Origin of the sequence: Leptolyngbya sp. PL-A3 (assembly GCF_039962325.1) — a bacterium.
GTDB lineage: Bacteria > Cyanobacteriota > Cyanobacteriia > Elainellales > Elainellaceae > Vacuolonema.
Window position 1 is genome coordinate 1 of sequence record NZ_JAMPLB010000016.1, and the last position, 19,392, is coordinate 19,392.

Genomic DNA, 19,392 nt, shown 5'->3' on the forward strand with positions numbered 1-19,392 from the left:
TTTTTAAGAGTTTGTCGAATCGTTTCATGGGAAATGCTCTCGACATACTCCAGTTCCACCATCTTTTCGGCGAGTAGGCGGAGACTCCAACGGGCTCTGCCGTCTGGAACCTCCCCACAGGTCATCGTAATCAAACGGGCTTCCTGCTCACCATCTAAGCGTCGAGCTTTTCGCTGGTGCTGAACTTGCCGAGTTAAAGCGGCCTCTAAACTGGTTTCGACGAACCGTTGCCGTACCCGTTCAATGGTGGCAATACTGATATCTAAGGCGTCACTGATAGCCTCATCCGTCCAACCGCCTTCCGCTCGATTGATATCGGCCTTCAGCAGAATCCGGGCATGATTCATTTTGTAGGCTGAGGTTTTGCCTGTCGTCGTCAGTTTTTCCAATGTTTCTCGCTCTTGCTCAGTCAGAGCTACGATGTATTTCTTTTTTGCCATGCTGTTAAAGGGGGAGACGAGCTTTCATCCATTATCGTTTAGTTACCCCTCAAAATAAAGCTGACAGACCACTAGATTCTGAGTGCAAACTGTGTGCGCTGTTATTGCGAACGCTGAACGCTAACAACTTTAACAATTACAGCTCTTAGAATCCGACCTTCACACGGAAGGGGTCACTGGTTCGAATCCAGTATCGCCCATAATATTACATGCCCTATGCTGAGGGCTTTGTTATGCCTTCAAAGTCCTTTGCATAGGCAAAAGTTCCCGATAATGTTAGGGAAACTGATGCTTTGGAGATTCAGCTCGTGACTCTGGAATCTTATACTGGCCCTGTTGCACAGCTACTCACCTATGGGCAGAAGGACATATCCTACAGCAAGCCGTGGCCGGATTATGTAGATAATTTTGGGCTGACCACGGAAAATGTTCCTGAGCTGATTCGTATGGTGCTCGATCCCATCTTCAACGAATTGGATTCAGAGGGACCAGAGGTTTGGGCTCCTATCCATGCAATGCGAGCTCTGGGCCAGTTGCAGGCAACAGAAGCGATCGCCTCTCTCATCCCAGTTATGACATGGGAAGACGATTACATCCCAGGTAGTTTACCTTTAGTGTTTGGAATGATGGGGGAAAAGGCGATCGCCCATCTCATGGACTTTATTCACGATTCGGAACCCGATGTATGGGCGAAAACCGCAGCCGTTAGAGGAATTGCGGCAATACCTACTTACCATCATGAACTACGGGAAACGTGTGTAAACCTGTTGAAAACTGAACTGCATGATCTCGGCAACCTTGATGACATCCTGATGAGTTACCTTGTGGATGAACTCATTCAACTGAAGGCAACAGAGGCTCTACCAGAGATAGAACAGGCTTTTGCAACGGGAAAGGTAGACGAGCTTCTGACCGGCAGTTGGGCACAGGTTCAGGTAGATTTCGGGATAAAGCAGCAGTCAGATTTTACTCCTGAAGAACTGCGTCCCAAAATACCAGAGTCCATGAAGGCGATCGCCAAATTGTCAAATTTGATAGATCGAATGCCACCTCCACCCAAGGGGTTTGGCGTAGGTTCACCTCCTCCATCTAAAAAGAATAAAAAGAACAAGAAGAAAAAGTAAAAATTTGCTTTACCGGACATGATTTATTTCCCGGTAGCAATCACCAAGCTCATGTATTCAATAATTTGTCATTCTTTTTGTGAGGGTGCCGGTTGCGCCGACACCCTCACAAAAAGAATGACAGGCTAATTTATTCGTGATCTTTAACGGCCTGAGAGGGGATGGTGATCAGAGTCGAGAAAATATTTGGCTAATAGCAATGGGCCTCCAATACCTACCGCTATATTGAGCAACAGCCATAGAAAAGAAGTCGCTCCATCAAATCCGTGAATATAAAATCCACGTTTTGTTGAAGACAACAGAGCATCCCAGGCAAGATGTGCAGAGATACCCACCGACAGACCGATCGCACTATCTCGCAGTAAATCTACACCTAATCGCTGGAGGCTATTCAGTCCTGGCTTTTGACGCCACCAGAACCAAAGTCCTTTAAGCCCCATAGGAATAAGGACAGAATGAAACAACCAACTGCGATGAATCAAAAATCTTAGCCGGGTTGCGTTGTAGATGGGAATATCCCAATCTGGAAACGCCATGTAGAACATTTGGTGACTGAGTAGTGGAATGCCAAGTTTACGAAAAAAGAACAATCCACTAGCGCCCCAAACCAACATAATCAAAAACACAATTGGGTTGATAGTACGAGCAGCAGGACGAGCGTAGCGTTCCAGCAAATACCAGAAGCCTATACCAACCGCAACACCAACGATAAAGTGCAGTAGCTTGTCTAAAAATGCGCTCATACTCAGCCAGTTGAGACTTATAACGATAATGCCCTTTTTAACAAGAAACGGCTACATTTCTGCTGTTTGCCGAGGGTGAATGAGAAGTGTGACCTGGACTTACGCATTTGTGTTGTGGGTGGTGTGCGAAGTACACCACCCACAACGCAAATGCTTTATACGTGGTGGACTTGCGTAAGTCTTGTTTATATTTGGCAGATGAGGTTTAGGCAATATTTCAGTGCTGGCGATGCCATGCTAGGGCTTCAAGGCTGGGATAGAAGCGTTCTTCGGCTGGCAGATAGATTCCCCTGCAAAGTCGAGCATGGAACGGGAATTGTGGGGGGCTTCTTCGAAGAAGCGATCGCCCTCCATCACAATCCGGTAATCATCACTGATACTGAACTAACCCCGATCGCAGGCCCAATGATGATTTTTGCAAAGGGCCAGGCCGTTTTGAAAGCGATCGTCTCGGAACTGGGAAAAGGGTTTGATGTGCCCTCCATCCACAATATTCTGACTATCTGAACTGATGATTTTTAGGCGGCAAAAGCACATCGCTGCGTATATAAGGAAACGATAATGCGGCGAAATGCAGCAGTTCTGACAAAAGTTTTGTCATCGTCTTTTAGTTCCCCCATGCTGTAGACTGAGCCACCCTGCTCAAACAACTGGGGCCGGATGCTTTCAAACTCATCAATGCCGTAAAGTTGATTAACATCCTGTGCTTTATTCTGATATCATGTCGCGTTAAATGCACACAACAAAAAGCAATGTGACGCTTTGCGTCACATTGCTTTTTGTTGTGTGCATTTAACCTTACTTGTTATGAAACTAGGCTTGAATTAGAACTGCAATGAGTTACATAGTATTGGAGATCTTTTGTCATAAGAGATACTCACCTTCAGCCCCACTTGTAAAACTTGTTGAGCTTGTTGTATTCCTGTTCTGGCGTTACCTGATAGGCGAGAGGAGCGCAGAATCTTGAGCGCGATCGCTTCTTAGGTGTTGAAACTTCCTGGCGTAAGAACTTAATAATTCAATATTTTGGATAGTCCTTTTGTATTCACTTTTAGACATACAGCGTTTTTCAACCGCTTAAAACCTGGTTGTTTTTGTGAGAGCCGCGCGGAGCGCGGCTCTCACAAAAACAACCGTGTCTGACTCAAGCGCAAGGCGCTGTATCAAAATAATTGATCTAAATCGAAATCCTCTTCGTCAGGTTGCTTTCTTCTCTTTTCTGCATACAAGATTAATAAAGTGCGTTCCAATGGCTCTTTAATGCCATATAACTCCTTACTTAAAATTTCCAGTCCTCCATTTGCATACTCTTGAAAAATCTCAACTCTTTGAAGGTCGGTTTCTGGATCAGGGGAAAGAATTTTAGGATTATTTGTTTCTGCTACGGCAATCAAATCAATTACTGAACGATCTCTAAATTGTTCCTGCAATACGGCATCTGGGTCTTTTCTTGAAAATTTCCCCAAGGGCACTCTTTTCTTATGTTGAAATCCCAAGCTTGCAGCAAATGTCAAGACATCAGCATAGGTTAGGAATAGCCCTGTTCCATCTTCTTTGGCTCTGAGGGCTTTGACTATTTCCGCTTTGTCTTGAGATATTTGGACCCTGGCTAAAGGCATATTGAGTCTCGGTGTTAATATCCAACTCTTATACCATCAGAAGCTCGCTTGCAATCATGAGCGTTTCACCTCCACAATCTCCGCCCACTCGAATGCGTTGGGGCTTTGCCGCACCCAGGGATACGTTTCTCCATTTAACTCAATGGTATCGGGTTGACAGTCCGGCTTGGCGGAATTAAATACCAGCACGTATTCCTTGGCGATGTAGGGCTCCATCTCGTTTTCCACCTCGTCCCGCCACTGGGTCTTCGTCACCAGCACTACCAACTGGTCTGCCAGGGTAGGGATGAGCCGGGCAATTTGCCGCTTATAGTTCTCATCCAGTGTGCCAAAGGGCGAATCCATCACAATGGGAAAACTGCTACCGTCCAGCCCAATTAGCGAGTGCTTCCGGCTCCAATACCGCACCCGCTCAATGATGCTGCCAATAAACGATAGACTCAAAATCTGATTTTCCCCCGTCGAAGGTGCAACCACACTTTCTCCATCCGTCAGGGTTTCGGTCAGCATCAGCTCGTAGTTCTCCGTCAACTTGGGCACCTGTGTCTTAAACGATACCTGCCGGAAAATCTCGCGCACCTTCTGTTCCAGCACCACCCGGAATTTTTGATCGACGCGCGATCGCACCTCCGTAATTCGCTCCATCGCATCATCTGCCGCCCGAATCTGCCGCTGAATCAGCGCCTGCTGTTTCCCCTTCGCCTTCAGTTCCTTAATCTGTTTGTTGAGGGCCGCGATCTGCTCGTTACACTTCGCGATATCCCCCGCAATGCTCTCGTCTTCCCGGTGCAATTCAATAATTTTGCCTTCAATATCCTCCAGCCGCTTCTCCAGACCGCTAACATTAACATCCTCGCTGCCCTTCAACTGCTCCCGGATGCCATCCAACTGATCCTCCAGGGTCGAAAGGTGCCGCCGCAAATTCTCAATGCTGGCCTGCTCCTGCTCCACCTCGGCCCAAAATTCTGGGAGCTGCCGCTCCATGCTGTTAACCTCGCCTCCCATCTGGATGACGGCTTCTTCGACCTGTTGAATTCCCGAGCGATCGAGCCAGGATTCTACCCAGGTTCGGGCTTTGGTTCCCTGCTTCAGCTCTGTCCCACAGATACAAGTCTCATCTTCCAGCAAGTCCTCTACAAACTGCTGCTTAATCCCCGCGGGCAATTCCCCCCGCTGGCGCAGGTCATCGGATAGGTTGCGAAACTGGGCGATCGCATCTGTCAGAAATACCATGTAGCCTCTCGCAGAGATGGTTCGCCGTAGCTTATCCTCACTCCGCTCTAGCTGGGCCTGAATTTCCTCCGCCTGGGCCTTCAGGTCATCTCGTCGTTCCTGAATCTGGCCAACCTTGTCCAATTCCCTCAGTAGAGCGGTAACCTTCTGCTTCTGCTCTTCATAGGCTTCCAGTTCCGAGGCAATTTCTCCCCGCCCTATTTCCCATTCTTCCTTCTCTTTAATGAAGTCCTCTTTTTCTTTGACAAGCCGCTTCGTTTCGGGGTCGCCAATCTCAGCTAATTCTCTATTGAGCGATCGCACCGCTTCCTTCAAATGGTTAATCGCCCGATCCAATACTTCTACACTTAACAGTGTCCGAATGGCTTTCGAAATTTCGGATTTATTTTCTGACTTAACAATATAATCAATCCGCTCTCCATCAAAGAAGAAATAGCGATGCAAGCTCTCCGGTAAAACCTGCCCAATTTTGTCCTCGGGTATCTCTGGAGCTTGAACCAATTTGTCATTGATCTGAAGGGCCAGTCCCCCATCCTGCTCTACGGGCATCTCATCAGAGCGTAGCTTTTCCATATAGCACGAGCGTTTGGCCCGGTAGTGATTGCTATTGTGCTCAAACGTTACCTCGACCCAGCAATCCACGCGTTCTCCCAGGTTGGTTTGGGCGATCGCACGTTTATTAATATGCTGCTCTGGCGAGGAAAACGCCTTCGTATGCTGACCGTATAGCACCCAGGTAAAGGCGTTGAGCAGCGTCGTTTTTCCGGCCCCGTTACTGCCATGTATGACCGTTACGCTACGTCCCGGCTGCCCTGCCAAACTAATCTCAACTTCGCCCCAAAACTGACGGAAATTGAACAACTTTATCGACAGTAGCTTCATCGCACCGCATCCTTGATGATCTGGAGAATATCGGCTTTCACCCTGGGTCTATCCGAGTGTAAGTTCTCTTTCTCCACTCGAATCACCTCCCGAATAATTTTTTCAACTTCCGGTGGTGCCGTTGTAATTGGTTCTTCAATATCATTTTCTGAGCTAGGCATAATCATGTTAAGAGGTACTTACAGCACACGGAGGCGTTAACCTCTATGATGCCTGTTATTTTAAGCCTGGATGCCGTTAATCTAACCGATAGTCCCTTGAAACGGTTCAGGACTTACGCAAGTCCGCCACCTGTCGTGTATTGTCGTTGTGGGTGGGGTGCAGAGCACCCCACCCACAACGACAATGCGTAAGTTCTGACGGTTCTTAGCTCCCCGACCTTTTGAAAAAATCGGGCTGAATATTCAGCTCTGCTGAAAGCGCTACAAATCTAACAATTGATACTTTTCTTGTAAGGACAAAAGTACCTTTCGCGCAGCACCACTATTGATTGCTAAATCTGCAAACTCAACAAATCGCTTCAATTCTTTTCGCAGCAAGTTTCGTTCGATCGTCCAGGATTCTCGCCCTAAATCAGGGGGAACTACGATCATGTCAAACAGCTCTGCCCTCTCCTTACCAGGGCTTGTACGTAGAATCCGTCCTCGTCGCTGCACGAACTGACGGGGGTTGCTGCTGCTTGCCAAAATCACCGCCGTTTGAATGGCTGGAATATCCACCCCCTCATCCAGGCAACGAATTGCAACCAATCCCGACAGGATGCCATTAGCGAACTGGTAGCGCAGTTCCTCTCGTTCTTCCAGGCTCGTTTCGGCTGTGTACGCTTTTACCTGATAGCCCAGGTCTTCTTTTAGCAACGTCACAACTGCTTCAAATTGACGAACACTCTCTTCTGTCGTTTCGTCCTCTACAGAACCGTCACCACAATAGAACAGCGTATGATTCGTTTGCAGTCGGTTAGACATGATTTGCCGTAACGCACCCAGTTTGTTTGTTGCGGCTCCCACTAATCGTGCCCGTTGCATCAGCAAAGCAGTCAACAACTCATCGTCATGGGTATCACCTCCCATCCCGATCGCCCGGCCAATGCGGCTTGTCAATTCCTCGTACCGCTCAATTTCGGGTTCTGTTAACTCCACTAAAATGGGGTAGTAAAGGTAGGGAACCAGGGCTTTAGCGGCGATCGCATCTTTCAACGTAAACTCTGGTTCTAGAACAGAACCAAAATACTTCAACAACTGCTCTGTGCCCCGCTCATCAAAGTACCGTTCGGGAGTGGCAGATAGCCCCAGCCGCAGCTTGATCCCCTGGGGCAAACTTGCCTCCAAACGAGCGGCACCCAGGTTATGAGCCTCATCCCCAATGATGAGCGATCGCTTCGGAAAAAATTGCAGTTGGGATTGCAGACTATCGCGAATTAATGTTGCATTCGTTGTAATAACCGTGACAAACTTTTGATTTCCTGAAAGCACAGCCAACAATTGAGATTGCAGTTCACCCTGCCAGCTTTGCACACTTTCAAAAGCCAAAATCGGCTGTAATCCAAACTGACGAGCTTCTGCGGCCCATTGTGTGACTAAATGCCGATAAGGGCAGACAATCAGCAACCCCTGAAGGGGTTTATCCTGTTCGGCGCTTTTGCGATAGAGTTCTGCTGCGATCGCCAAAGAGGTAATTGTTTTACCACTCCCCGTTGCCATCTTGAGCGTTCCCCGTCCCTTGTTCGCAAACCAGTTGGCGATCGCCTGCTCCTGATAAGGCCGGAGTTTTAGCCAGGAGGGAAGGATAGGAACTCCACTTGAAGATGCCAAGCTAGAATAACGACCGTTCAGTTCTTTCACCTTGGCCTCCATCAAGGGTGACTCTTGAGGGCAGAGTTTGAGGAGCGATCGCCGCGCCGCTTCTGGAAACTCCAGCACATCCAGGTTCTCAGTCTGATTATCCCAAAGCCTTTGGAAATTCTCAACTTTCCGCAGAGCCCGCTTGCGGAGAGCCGCATCCCATGACCAATAAACGTCGATGCACTCAAAGTTTTCGATGAGGGCACTGTAACTCTCATTGGCTGAGCCCATGAAGGTAACAACGTTTCCCTCATTGTCAGCGAAAATCCCCACCTTCTCGTGATAAATCCCTCGGTCACGTGCCTTTTGGGGAATGGCAAGCTTAATTTCTAGTAAACCCTTCGCAAGGAGCCATGCAAGACAGGCAAGGCGATCGCCAACGACTTGATCAAATTCACGCTCCAGCTCGCGCAAAAGCGTTTCGCTAACAACCTCTTCCCGTTGCTTCAATCCCTGCTCAATCGCTTCGGCATCTTCAGGCGACAACTGTGGAGAGGCAATCAGTTGCATCCTTCCGCCAGAACGGATTAAAGCAGACAATCCCTTTGCCGCTGCTGCCATTGAGGAACTGGAGAAATAGCCAACGGCCCGGTTGTAAACCATTGAGTTTTCGAGACAGGGAATATAGAAATCCTGAATCAAATTGCAGCGATCGCTTCGATATTCATCCTGAAGCTCTAAAACGCTCAAACTCAATGCTTACAGCCCTTTAATCTATGAACTTTAGTTTAGCCTGTTCAACCATTTTCATTATGAGCTTCAAGCCTGGGAGTTCACGTCTTATATCATGTCGTGTTAAATGCACATAACAAAAAGCAAGGTGACGCAAAGCGTCACCTTGCTTTTTGTTATGTGCATTTAACCTTACTTGTTATTACTGGCGCAACTCCCAGGCTTGCAGTCCCGAAACAGTCCAGAGTGGGCTGTTTCGGGACTGCATTTCAAAATGAGAATTGCTGAGACTGTTCCTCAATGCTTTATCGCCAGGAAACTTCCGCAAGTTCTCATTCTCAGCGAAGCACACTAACGCCAATCGTTCCAGGGATAGAGCCTTGCTCGCCGGTTCATCGATACGCTGATGGGCAGTATGTTTTTTGGAAGGAGTAACCCTGGATGGGGCTATTCACTTCCGAATCCAATTGGAGGCAATTCTGATATGCAGAAGACATGGTGGAAAGAGAGTGTTGTCTATCAAATCTATCCCCAGAGCTTCTGCGACAGCGATGGTGATGGCGTTGGTGATCTACGCGGCATCATTCAAAAACTGGATTACTTGAAGGAGCTAGGCATCGATGTGGTCTGGCTCTCGCCGGTCTACCAATCCCCCAACCACGATATGGGGTATGACATCAGTGATTATCAGGCCATTATGGACAGGTTTGGTACTCTCGCTGATTGGGAAGAGATGGTAGCTGGGATGCATGCGCGTGGCATCAAACTGGTGATGGATCTCGTGGTTAACCATACCTCCGATGAGCATCCCTGGTTTGTTGAGGCGCGTAAGTCGAAGGATAACCCTTACCGCGACTATTACATCTGGCGGCAGGGGGACGAAGGTCATGAACCAAATAACTGGCGAGGTTTTTTTGGTGGCTCCGTTTGGACCTATGACGAGTTAACGGGTGAGTATTACCTGCATCTCTTCTCAGAAAAGCAGCCAGATCTGAATTGGGAGAACCCAAAGGTGCGTCAGGCTGTGTATGACATGATGCGCTGGTGGCTGGATAAAGGGGTCGATGGCTTCCGGATGGATGTGATCAATCTCATCTCAAAAGTATCGGGATTACCCAGCGCCCCGATTACGTCCACCTACCGCTATCAGTGGGGAGGGCAATATTTTCTCCATGGCCCCCGATTCATGGAATTTTTGCGGGAAATGCGGCAGCAGGTGTTAGACGACTACAACACGCTAACTGTGGGGGAGGCGATCGCCGCTACCCCTGCCCAGGCCATTGAACTCACCCATCCCGAAACCGGACCACTCAGCATGATCTTCCACTTCGAGCATATGCAGCTCGACGAGGAGCCAGGAGCACCGATGGGCTGGGGCTGGCGGCATTGGAGCTTGCTGGAACTTAAACAAATCATGACCCGCTGGCAGAAGGAGCTGGAAGGGAAGGGGTGGAACAGCCAGTACCTTTCAAACCATGACCAGCCGCGCCAGGTTTCACGCTTTGGCGACGAGGGCCAGTACCGTGTTGAGTCGGCAAAGATGCTGGCGACTTTCCTCCACTTATTGCAGGGAACGCCTTATATCTACCAGGGGGAAGAAATTGGCATGACGAATGTCATTTTTCCCTCAATTGAGGATTACCGCGATATTGCGACGCGCAACCGGTACCGTGAAATGTTGGAGGAGGAAGGCGTGGATCGGCAAGCCGCGATGGAACTGGTTCACCGAAAGAGCCGAGATAACGCCCGCACACCGATGCAGTGGGACGACAGCCCCAACGCTGGCTTCAGCACGGGCACTCCCTGGATTAAGGTCAACCCTAATTACAAGGAGATCAATGTTGCGCACGCTCTAAGCGATCCTGAATCCATCTTCTACTACTATCAGCGGCTCATTCAGTTGCGCAAAACCAATCCTGTCATTGTGGAAGGCCGATATGACCTGATTCTAGAGGATGACCCTGAGATTTATGCCTTTACTCGAACGTTAGAAGGCGATCGCCTCTTGGTCATTCTCAACTTCACGGCCAACACTCCCATTTTTCGATTACCCAAAGATCTGTCTGCCAACTCACCAACCCTACTCATTGCTAACTATTCAGTGGACGAGACAGAAGCCATACAGGAACTAACACTGCGCCCCTTTGAAGCGAGAGTTTACCGGTTGTAGCTCTACACGTAGTTGTGTTCTGGAGATGTAAATGTGGTGAAAGGGGCATGAAGTGCCCCTTTCACCACATTCGCATGTTTAAACCATGGAACGGTTTCACCAAGCCAAATCAAATAAAAATAAGTCCCTGTCGCATACCGAGAGTGACAGCTTCAGTGCGGCTTGTTGCATTGAGCTTGGAGAAGATCGAGCTGATATGAAACTTGACGGTGTGTTCGGAGATATTGAGCTGGCGAGCGATCGCCTTATTCCCCAACCCCGTTGCCAGCAATTGCAGCACTTCTATTTCACGGGGCGTTAGAGGTGCATCCGAAGCGACCTCTGGTTCATCGGGTTCAGCCAATCCTTTCAGTAGGGCTTCTGCCACTTCCGGGTGTAGTACAACAAGACCTGTGGCGATCGCCTCCACAGTTACAATCATTTCGTCCGTTGTAACATCCATGGGAATAATGGCCCGAATGCCAGATTGGAGGAGTGTTGCAGCGGAGTAGGATTCATTTGGGGTAACCAGGAGGGCGATCGCCGCCTCATCATGGACGGTTGTGAGCAGCTCCAGATCGGTATCCATCAGCAGAGCGAACTCCAGCAGAACGACATCTGGTTGTTGGGTGCGGAGGGATTGCTCTAGGGTGGATAGCTCAGCGGTACGTCCGACCACTTGAATGGTAGGCTCGCGCGTCATCAGTGCCTCCAGCCCTGCTTGCATGATGAGCGAACGAGCCACAATTAGAACACGAATCACCAGAGCATCCTCGCAGGGAAGGCTAACGTCCACCGATCGTAACGGGCAACTCGATCAACTGCCCGCCCCGAATAATCTGTGCTGTGATGGATTGACCAATGCGATCAGGGCGGAGTTGCGATCGCAAGGCATGAGGACTGGCGATCGCCTCACCCTCCAACGTTAACAAAATATCTCCAATCAGTAATCCAGCCCGTTCGGCAGGGCTATCCGCCTCTACACTAACGATTAAAATCCCTGCTTCCTGGGTGAGGTTGAGGGATTGTTTGAGCTGGGTTGGTAGCTCTACAGGCTGTAGCCCTACGCCCAAATAACCCCGCATGACCCGCCCCCCTTGCACGATTTGATCCACTACTCGGTTGACTGTTGCCGTGGGAATGGTAATCGCAAAACGTCCTCGGGAATGGGTTGTATTAATGCCTAGCACCTGGCCCTGAGTATCGAGCAGAGGGCTTCCAGAAAAGCCTGGAAACGGTCGAATATCAGGGCGAATCAAGCAGTCAATATGTCCCCCGGTCCAGCTTTGCCACGGCCCACCTAGGGATGACAGAATGCTACTGCTAGCGCGGATATTTCCATCGTCGGAGCGGCCAACAGCCAGCACCAGATGCCCGACTCGTAGTGTATCGGATTCACCCAATTCAACGGTTGGTAGATTTGATGCCTCAACCCGCAACACAGCAATGTCCGTGCCTGGATCAGACCCCACTACCCTGGCCGGTAAAGCCTCTCCATTGGGGAGCAACAGCTCTAATTCCTCTCGACAGCGAACGGCATCAATCGTTGTTACAACAATGCCCGATCGCCAGTGAACACCGCTAATGGCAAAACGGCCCGACGGTAGGGCGACGATCGTTGTCGCGGCCTGGGCGATCGCATTGGCCAGTTCTTCTGAAAAAGCTGAAAGGGTAGTCATCGCAGTTCTCCAACGCTTTTCTTCAGAATGCCAAAGCATCCCCAAGTCAACATCGGGCAAATTGGTAGCTCCTCTCCTAGAAAAATGGCTAGGACTACACAGCGAAAATCTAACCTTAAAAACACGGACAAACCGATGATTATTTTTGCTGTGCGAAGCACAGCAAAAATAATCGTTTAACCGGCGGCAATCATGACGTTGTTAGATTTAATAACGGCAAATACTTCTTTTCCTTTTGCCAGCTTGAGTCTGTCTGCGGATGTGCGCGTCACGACAGAGACTAGCTCCACGCCGGGGGCGATCGCCAATGTCACTTCTGCATTCACCGTTCCTTTAGTAATGCGTTTTACTTTTGCCTTCAAGATATTGCGCGCACTAATTTGCACAGTCTGTAAATCGACTGTACTTACAGATTCATCCGTAATCTCTTCTTCCAGATCTTCTGAAAATTCAATGGCGCTAGTATCAACAGGGGAAGTGGATTGCGATCGCCCCATCTGCCGAATCATTTCTCTCAAAATTTCTGTTTTCGTCCGTTGTGTTTGTTTGCAGAGTTGCTCCAGAATTTGCCGCTCTTCATCGGAGGATTGGAAGGTGATCCAGCCTTGCTCTTTTCTTGGCATTGTAAGATACCAAAAATGTTGGTATAAAGTTGGTACTATCTGACGGTGGTTCAATTTTAACGGCAGGCCACTGGTTTTATCCAATGGCCAACTTTTACAGAGATTTCTGCATAAGGTTTACCCGTGATGTGGGTGCTTTGCCTACGAAGCGGGCAAAGCACCCACATCACAGAGGTCATTTCATGACAGGAAATCTCCTAATTTGGGCGTTTGAGGGGGCGTTTGAAACGTTGCTTTTTGCATCACGTAGACGAGAAATGAACGGTTTAACCATCGTCTGAATTCACCATACCAACCTTATCTCTTCCCCTCAAATCCATGAAACGAAGACACATTCTCGCTTTTCTAAGCGGACTCTCTGTCACGCTGCTGGTTGCCTGTGGGGCCCAGGTTGACCCGCCCACATCCGCTAAGGCTCAGGATACAACGCTTTTAATCGCTGCCGCTGCCAGCCTTCAAGATGTACTGGAGGAGCTTGATCCCGTGTTTAAAGCAGCCCATGATGGAATTATCATCAATTACAACTTTGCCGCGTCTGGGCCGCTACAGCAGCAGATTGAGCAGGGTTCCCCGGCCGATGTCTTTATTTCGGCGGGCAAGCGACAAATGGACGCGTTGCAGAGCCAAAATTTGATTGTGGCGGATACCCGTCGCAATATTCTGACCAACAGCCTGGTTCTGGTGGTCCCCAAGGATTCCACCCTGGGTTTAAGAGATTTTCGGCAACTCACCAGTAGCACTGTCGAGAAGATTTCCGTGGGTGAACCCCGGAGTGTACCCGCCGGACAATATGCAGAGGAATTGTTTACCAACCTGGGAGTTTTAGAGCAACTACGGTCCAAGTTTGTCTATGGAAATTCCGTGCGAAATGTTCTCAGCACAGTCGAGAGCGGTAACGCCGATGCTGGGATCGTCTACGCCACTGATGCCCGCGCTTCCGAGCAGATCGCCCATGTGGCGACGGCATCTGACAGCTTGCACTCACCTATCGTTTATCCGATGGCTGTTATTGCAGCAAGCCGTCACCAGGATGCGGCTCGTACCTATGCTCAATTTCTCACCAGCCCAGAAGCGCAAGCGGTTTTTCGTCGATACGGTTTTGGTGTTGCGCCTTAGCGATCGCCCCAATGATTCTGCTCTTATAGGACTTACGTGTTCGTGTTGTGGGTGGGGTGCTTTGCACCCCACCCACAACACGAATACATTACAGATAGTGGACTTGCGTAAGTCCTGTCTTACAAAGCATCATTGTTTTCCATCATTATTCTGCGGATATAGGCTGTTCTCACCCGCTTCTTTCTCACTTGATTACAATGACTTTCGATCTTTCCCCACTGTGGATTTCCTTGAAAACCGCAGGACTTGCGACCCTGTTTACCTTCTTTGCAGGCATTGCAGCCGCTTATTGGATGTTGGGATATCGAGGTCGTTGGAAATCAATCATTGAAGGAATTTTTGTTTCTCCACTGATATTGCCGCCAACCGTGGTGGGCTTCCTATTACTGTTGCTGTTTGGGAGAAAGGGGCCGTTGGGGCAACTGATGGCTCAGTTCGATTTCACCATCATTTTCACCTGGTATGCAGCGGTCATTACGGCAACGGTAGTGGCATTTCCGCTCATGTACAAAACAGCATTAGGAGCGTTTGAGCAGGTAGATAGCAGTTTGCTGCAAGTGGCTCAAACCCTTGGTGCATCGAAAAAGCATATCTTTTGGCAGGTGCTATTGCCTCTTTCGATTCCGGGGGTACTAGCGGGAACGGTACTGGCCTTTGCACGAGCCCTGGGGGAGTTTGGTGCAACGCTAATGTTGGCAGGAAATATTCCGGGACAAACGCAAACCATCCCCATGGCGATCTATTTTGCTGTGGAAGCCGGGGCAATGAATGAAGCCTGGTTGTGGGCTGCTACCATCATGGCGATTTCCCTGTCTGGGATTATTGCCGTTAATCTTTGGCAACAGCAGTATGAACGGAGGACTCAAGGCAGTTCTGGGATGGTGGAAGCCTATGAGCCAGTGGGCAGGCAAAGAGGGCTTGAAACGCCTCCAATTGTCCCCCTTGTTAGTCTTCCGTTGAACCAGACCGATCAAGGATTGTGGGTTGATATTGAGAAACAACTCAACACCTTCGCCCTCAAGACGGCTTTCACGGCTCAGCACGAAACCCTGGGGATACTAGGTGGCTCGGGTTCAGGTAAGAGTATGACGCTACGATGTATCGCTGGTGTTGACTCACCGACAAAGGGACGCATTGTTCTCAATGGAAAAACGTTATTTGATGCTGATAAACAAATCAATATCCCCAGCCATAAACGCAAAGTCAGTCTGGTATTTCAAAACTATGCGTTGTTTCCGCACATGACCGTTGCCCAGAATATTGCCTTTGGCTTACAGCATTTGCCCCAGTGGTTGCGATCGCAACGCACCCAGCAACAATTGGCCCTGGTGCAATTGGAGGGGTTAGGCGATCGCTACCCCCATCAACTCTCCGGTGGCCAACAGCAACGGGTTGCCCTGGCGAGAGCTCTAGCGACTGATCCAGAAGTTTTATTGTTGGATGAACCCTTTTCGGCGCTGGATACTTACCTCCGAGCACAGATGGAGCGTCAGTTGGTTGAAACACTTTCGACTTATTCGGGGGTAACGTTATTTGTGACTCATAACCTGGAGGAGGCCTATCGAGTTTGTGGGAGGTTGATGGTGATGTCGGGAGGACGGGCGATCGCCTTCGGCTCTAAACACCACATTTTTGAGCATCCTCGCACCGTACGGGTTGCCCAACTAACCGGATGCAAGAATTTCTCGCGAGCCAAAGTCTTATGTGCTGATGCGATCGCAGCAACCGATTGGGGCATTACATTGCAAGTAGTAGAAGCAATCCCTGATGGTTTGACTGATGTTGGCATTCGCGCCCACCAGTTAAAGCTGATGTCTCAGCCAGATACGGAACAACCCAATGTATTTTCCTGCTGGTTGGCGGCTACCAGCGAAACTCCCCACCGCATCACTCTGTTCTTAAAATTGAACGCTGCATCAGAAGGGGCACAAGACTTTCATATTCAGGCAGAAATGTTTAAGGAACAGTGGCAAGCCATTAAAGAGCAACCATTTCCCTGGTTTGTCAAGCTTGATCCTCTTCGTCTTATGTTGATGACGGGCTAATAATACAGTTTCTAAATTTAGAAAATTGTTATTAAGAGGGATACTCTTCGTTTATTTTCAGGCGGGCAAAAGACGTTCTCCACTATCCCCTCCATTTCCAGGCTAGCCGCTCCCCAAGTGGCAAAAAGGTTAGGGCACAGATATTAGAGTTTGTTTGAAGAGTTGTTTTTGCGTGTGCTTCGCGCGCAAAAAATAACTCTTCAAACAAACCCCAAACTATTTGTATTATTTTAGGAATGCTCAACGCTGATTGATGCGAGCATATTTTGAAAACCTGCGCTGTATGGCTGCTATGACGACCTTTGTTGCTCTGGACTTTGAAACTGCTGATAACGGGCGGGATAGTGCCTGCGCCATTGGCCTGGTTCGAGTACGAGATTGGAAAATCACCGAGCGAATCCATTATCTGATCCGACCTCCACGGCCGCAGATTCGCTTCACCGATATTCATGGCATTTGTTGGGAGGATGTTGCTAACCAGCCCTCTTTTGGCGAGCTTTGGAGCTCTATTTGGCCCCTGTTGGAAGATGCCGATTTTCTGGCGGCGCACAATGCGCCTTTTGACAAAGGAGTTCTGCATGGCTGTTGCAGTGCTTATGGCATTGCTCCACCGGCTCAAGCTTTTATCTGTACAGTGCAGCTTGCCCGTAAAACCTGGAATATTCGTCCTACTAAATTGCCCGATGTCTGTCAGTTTCTAGGAATTCCGCTACAGCACCACCAGGCACTATCGGATGCAGAAGCCTGCGCCAGAATTGTCATCGCAGCCAACCAAAACTCGTTGTAACGGTAAAAAGGCGCGGCGTTCACGTTGTCTCCCTTCTACCCTTATTTACCCAGTTTCAGTGGATTACAAAGGCTCGTTTGTGATCCACTGAAATTTTGATAATTGAGTTACCGATGTGAGTTTAATTGCAGGGTGAGCATACGGCGTTGTTTCTCATGAGGTTGGAGCAATGCAGCTGTTTGCTGACGGCAGGCCTCTTCCAGGTCAGAGGGCATTGTAGTACAAGGTTCTACCACAACTACATAGTGATCACGCCATCCACCATAACTTTGAAACATCCACACATACGGAAAATCAGATGTATCAAAGGTCATCCTTAACGAGGACTGGGTGCGCTGATTGCGAATGCCGCAGTATCCACTGGCTAAGTCAGAGCTGTAGTAGAACTCTTGTAATTGAGAGGATGGCGGTGGAATCATACGCAAGTCAACATCCTCGCCGTTAGCACCAACTGCCTTTGGAAAGCGGGTTTTTCCCGGTTCACCGATCAGTTTGCTAAACTCTAAAAATGCAGGCTCTACCCAACAATCGGGAAGTAAAATTTCATCCCCTGCTTCGATCGCGATCGCCGCATGGTGCTTCAACAAAAACGGAATTTCCTCGCCAGACTGGTTCTGAAACTCATACACCAACCTGGCCTCTGGCTGCTCTGGATCAAGCTGAATACTCTTTGTCACCTGGATTGGTACAGTCTGGCATTGATACCCGAGGGTAATGCTGAAAGGCGAGCTTTCCAGAACATCCCACCGTTGAGACCACAGTTCCCCATGATCGACAAGATTTCTTCCCCCAAATGGCCCAGCAGCATCATTGGGAAACACTTCATCCCATCCCCCTGTCCACGCTTCGTCAAAGGATGCACCGATGGAGAGCGATCGCGTCTCTTCTGAGTTGTAGCTTTCCGGATGCCAGAGCCAGGAATGCCCTGTTTCCAAATCTTCTAGCTGATCAATGCGTCCTCCCAGATCAGGGCGAATCGTGAGCCTGATTTTAGAGTTTTCCAGTTTTAAGACTTGAGCCTGTTCTACTATTTCCAGTGCCATTCTTACACTGACCCTCGTTATCATTCCTGCCATCAAAGTTACAGTGCAGGCTCATGTATATCCCTATGTCGAAAGGGATATTTTCGGAGAGGTTAGAATCAGGCATAAATTAGCCCATCATTCTTTGTGTGAAGGTGCCGGCTGCGCTGACACCCTCACACAAAGAATGACAGGTTATTGAATACGCGCTCCTTATGGATGGGTTGGGCGATCGCTGACTGCGGTAGTATCTGTGCGTTCCTTCCCTGGGAATTTTGGAGCGTTTCTGGGCGTGCAACGCACGCCCAGAAACGCTCGTTTGCGATCTATCTATTCAACTGGATCACATGTTATTTGCGATTTTTGTAGCCTCTAACAACCATTCAGGACATGCCATTTCTTCAATAATTTCTAACTTTTTGACACGGGATAACTGCTTAATTTGATACTCAATTTGCAGGGCTTCACGCTTAGTTTTCAGGCACCAGCAGGCAACGAGTTCTACCGGACGGTGCGCCCTCGTATAGCGACTGCCCTTACCCGCATTATGAGTCTTAATACGCGCTTTAGGGTTTCGGGTGTAGCCGGTGTATAACGAGCCATCTGCACATCGCACTACATAGACATAATGCTCATGCAGTTGCCGTTTCTCCCCCAACTGTTGCGTTTCCATTCACTCACACAGTTATGATTTCTTAGAATCCGACATGCTTGACACAACAGAGAGGTGAAACTGATCCTTGGTTTCTTTCAACTCAAAATCGAAAATATATCGCTTATGTTGAGCGAATTGAGTTCGTTTGCGCTCAACGAGTTCCGCCACCATCTCCTGCACCTCTAATTGAAACTGAGGATCTCGACCATCCGATAACTGTTGGATAATCATGTCCTGGGCTGACTGCTGCTCTTCCTCAGGAAGCAGAGGAATGTTCCAGGCAATAACAGCAATTTGAAACAAACTCTGACGCTGATTGAGGGTCAGGTGATCACCTATATAGGGTTCGACAAAAGCTTCCAAAACTTCAGACATCTTGGCCTCGCCTTTAGGATTGATGACAAGACCTCCCACTTTATCCTTAAAGTTGCGTTTGACTCGCTTGGCTAACCTGTCCAAGGATTCCTGTTCAGAGCCAGCCTGTTTTTGCTGTTGCACCAGTTTGCTAAACCCCTTCTTTTTCGCCATGGCTCAAATTTCTAACTTAGAAGAACACTCCGCTACATTTTACTCCTTCAGTCAAATGGCTAAGGGGTAACGCGCTATTAGTCAGCAATTCTCAGTATGGGCATCAAAGCCAAGAGTTCACGCCCTACGGGCGTGAACTCTTGGCTTTGATGCTCGAAAACCGCGCGCCTTTGAGGCGCGCGGTTTTTGGGCCTGATTTCAAAATGAGAATTGCTGGCTATTAGTGGCATGCCC

General features: G+C 49.0%; 18 protein-coding genes. 6 read left to right on the forward strand and 12 right to left on the reverse strand.

Translation table 11 applies throughout. The annotated features are described in order from the left end of the window. On the reverse strand, positions 1 to 440 hold a 440-nt coding region (locus tag NDI52_RS13875), incomplete at its 3' end, for a helix-turn-helix domain-containing protein (RefSeq protein WP_190774902.1). A 308-nt stretch (positions 441 to 748) separates the two neighbouring features. Between NDI52_RS13875 and NDI52_RS13880 the strand changes: the two genes are divergently transcribed. Beyond that, on the forward strand, positions 749 to 1,564 hold the full coding sequence (locus NDI52_RS13880; protein WP_190773009.1) for a DUF1186 domain-containing protein: 816 nt from the start codon (positions 749 to 751) through the stop codon (positions 1,562 to 1,564). 143 nt (positions 1,565 to 1,707) lie between these two features. Here NDI52_RS13880 and NDI52_RS13885 read toward each other — a convergent pair whose 3' ends face one another. Then, the gene (locus NDI52_RS13885; protein ID WP_190773010.1) at positions 1,708 to 2,307 is read right to left on the reverse strand and encodes a hypothetical protein; all 600 of its coding nucleotides are present in this window, start codon (positions 2,305 to 2,307) and stop codon (positions 1,708 to 1,710) included. Positions 2,308 to 2,541: 234 nt separating this feature from the next. Here NDI52_RS13885 and NDI52_RS13890 point away from each other — a divergent pair, with 234 nt between their 5' ends. After that, entirely contained in the window at positions 2,542 to 2,814 is a 273-nt protein-coding gene (locus NDI52_RS13890; RefSeq protein WP_242045932.1) for a hypothetical protein, read from the forward strand. A gap of 656 nt (positions 2,815 to 3,470) precedes the next feature. On the opposite strand, the gene NDI52_RS13895 is transcribed toward NDI52_RS13890, so the two are convergent. From NDI52_RS13895 to NDI52_RS13910, 4 genes are all read right to left on the reverse strand, one after another. Then, entirely contained in the window at positions 3,471 to 3,926 is a 456-nt protein-coding gene (locus NDI52_RS13895; protein ID WP_190773012.1) for a DNA phosphorothioation-associated protein 4, read from the reverse strand. A 54-nt stretch (positions 3,927 to 3,980) separates the two neighbouring features. Next, positions 3,981 to 6,041: an AAA family ATPase gene (locus NDI52_RS13900; protein WP_190773013.1), complete on the reverse strand. Its 2,061-nt coding sequence runs from the start codon at positions 6,039 to 6,041 to the stop codon at positions 3,981 to 3,983. Then, positions 6,038 to 6,202: a hypothetical protein gene (locus NDI52_RS13905; protein WP_190773014.1), complete on the reverse strand. Its 165-nt coding sequence runs from the start codon at positions 6,200 to 6,202 to the stop codon at positions 6,038 to 6,040. Before NDI52_RS13905 ends, NDI52_RS13900 begins: the two co-directional genes overlap by 4 nt. A gap of 261 nt (positions 6,203 to 6,463) precedes the next feature. Beyond that, entirely contained in the window at positions 6,464 to 8,578 is a 2,115-nt protein-coding gene (locus NDI52_RS13910) for a DNA phosphorothioation system restriction enzyme (RefSeq protein WP_199330832.1), read from the reverse strand. Between the two features lie 460 nt (positions 8,579 to 9,038). Between NDI52_RS13910 and NDI52_RS13915 the strand changes: the two genes are divergently transcribed. Then, a complete protein-coding gene (locus NDI52_RS13915; RefSeq protein WP_190773015.1) occupies positions 9,039 to 10,724 on the forward strand; it encodes an alpha-glucosidase in 1,686 nt (561 codons plus the stop codon). Positions 10,725 to 10,833: 109 nt separating this feature from the next. Here NDI52_RS13915 and NDI52_RS13920 read toward each other — a convergent pair whose 3' ends face one another. The 3 genes from NDI52_RS13920 to NDI52_RS13930 form a co-directional block, all read right to left on the reverse strand. After that, a complete protein-coding gene (locus tag NDI52_RS13920) occupies positions 10,834 to 11,466 on the reverse strand; it encodes a LuxR C-terminal-related transcriptional regulator (protein WP_190773151.1) in 633 nt (210 codons plus the stop codon). 22 nt (positions 11,467 to 11,488) lie between these two features. Continuing rightward, on the reverse strand, positions 11,489 to 12,382 hold the full coding sequence (locus NDI52_RS13925) for a trypsin-like peptidase domain-containing protein (RefSeq protein ID WP_190773016.1): 894 nt from the start codon (positions 12,380 to 12,382) through the stop codon (positions 11,489 to 11,491). A 176-nt stretch (positions 12,383 to 12,558) separates the two neighbouring features. Next, positions 12,559 to 13,005 carry a molybdopterin-binding protein gene (locus tag NDI52_RS13930; RefSeq protein ID WP_348256440.1) on the reverse strand — a complete coding sequence of 149 codons (447 nt, stop codon included), beginning with the start codon at positions 13,003 to 13,005 and terminating at the stop codon, positions 12,559 to 12,561. 318 nt (positions 13,006 to 13,323) lie between these two features. On the opposite strand from NDI52_RS13930, the gene modA reads away from it, so the two are divergent. The 3 genes from modA (at position 13,324) to NDI52_RS13945 (ending at position 16,953) form a co-directional block, all read left to right on the forward strand. After that, positions 13,324 to 14,121 carry a molybdate ABC transporter substrate-binding protein gene (gene modA, locus NDI52_RS13935; protein WP_190773018.1) on the forward strand — a complete coding sequence of 266 codons (798 nt, stop codon included), beginning with the start codon at positions 13,324 to 13,326 and terminating at the stop codon, positions 14,119 to 14,121. 197 nt (positions 14,122 to 14,318) lie between these two features. Next, positions 14,319 to 16,166: a molybdate ABC transporter permease subunit gene (gene modB, locus NDI52_RS13940; RefSeq protein ID WP_190773019.1), complete on the forward strand. Its 1,848-nt coding sequence runs from the start codon at positions 14,319 to 14,321 to the stop codon at positions 16,164 to 16,166. A gap of 292 nt (positions 16,167 to 16,458) precedes the next feature. Further along, entirely contained in the window at positions 16,459 to 16,953 is a 495-nt protein-coding gene (locus NDI52_RS13945; protein WP_190773020.1) for a 3'-5' exonuclease, read from the forward strand. A gap of 107 nt (positions 16,954 to 17,060) precedes the next feature. Here the strand turns inward: NDI52_RS13945 and NDI52_RS13950 are convergent, their stop codons facing one another. From NDI52_RS13950 to NDI52_RS13960, 3 genes are all read right to left on the reverse strand, one after another. After that, entirely contained in the window at positions 17,061 to 17,996 is a 936-nt protein-coding gene (locus NDI52_RS13950; protein ID WP_190773021.1) for a DUF4432 family protein, read from the reverse strand. A 322-nt stretch (positions 17,997 to 18,318) separates the two neighbouring features. Then, positions 18,319 to 18,615, reverse strand: a complete 297-nt coding sequence (locus tag NDI52_RS13955; protein WP_190773152.1) for a GIY-YIG nuclease family protein — start codon at positions 18,613 to 18,615, stop codon at positions 18,319 to 18,321. Between the two features lie 45 nt (positions 18,616 to 18,660). Further along, on the reverse strand, positions 18,661 to 19,158 hold the full coding sequence (locus NDI52_RS13960; protein WP_190773022.1) for a hypothetical protein: 498 nt from the start codon (positions 19,156 to 19,158) through the stop codon (positions 18,661 to 18,663). Between the last annotated feature and the right edge of the window lie 234 nt (positions 19,159 to 19,392).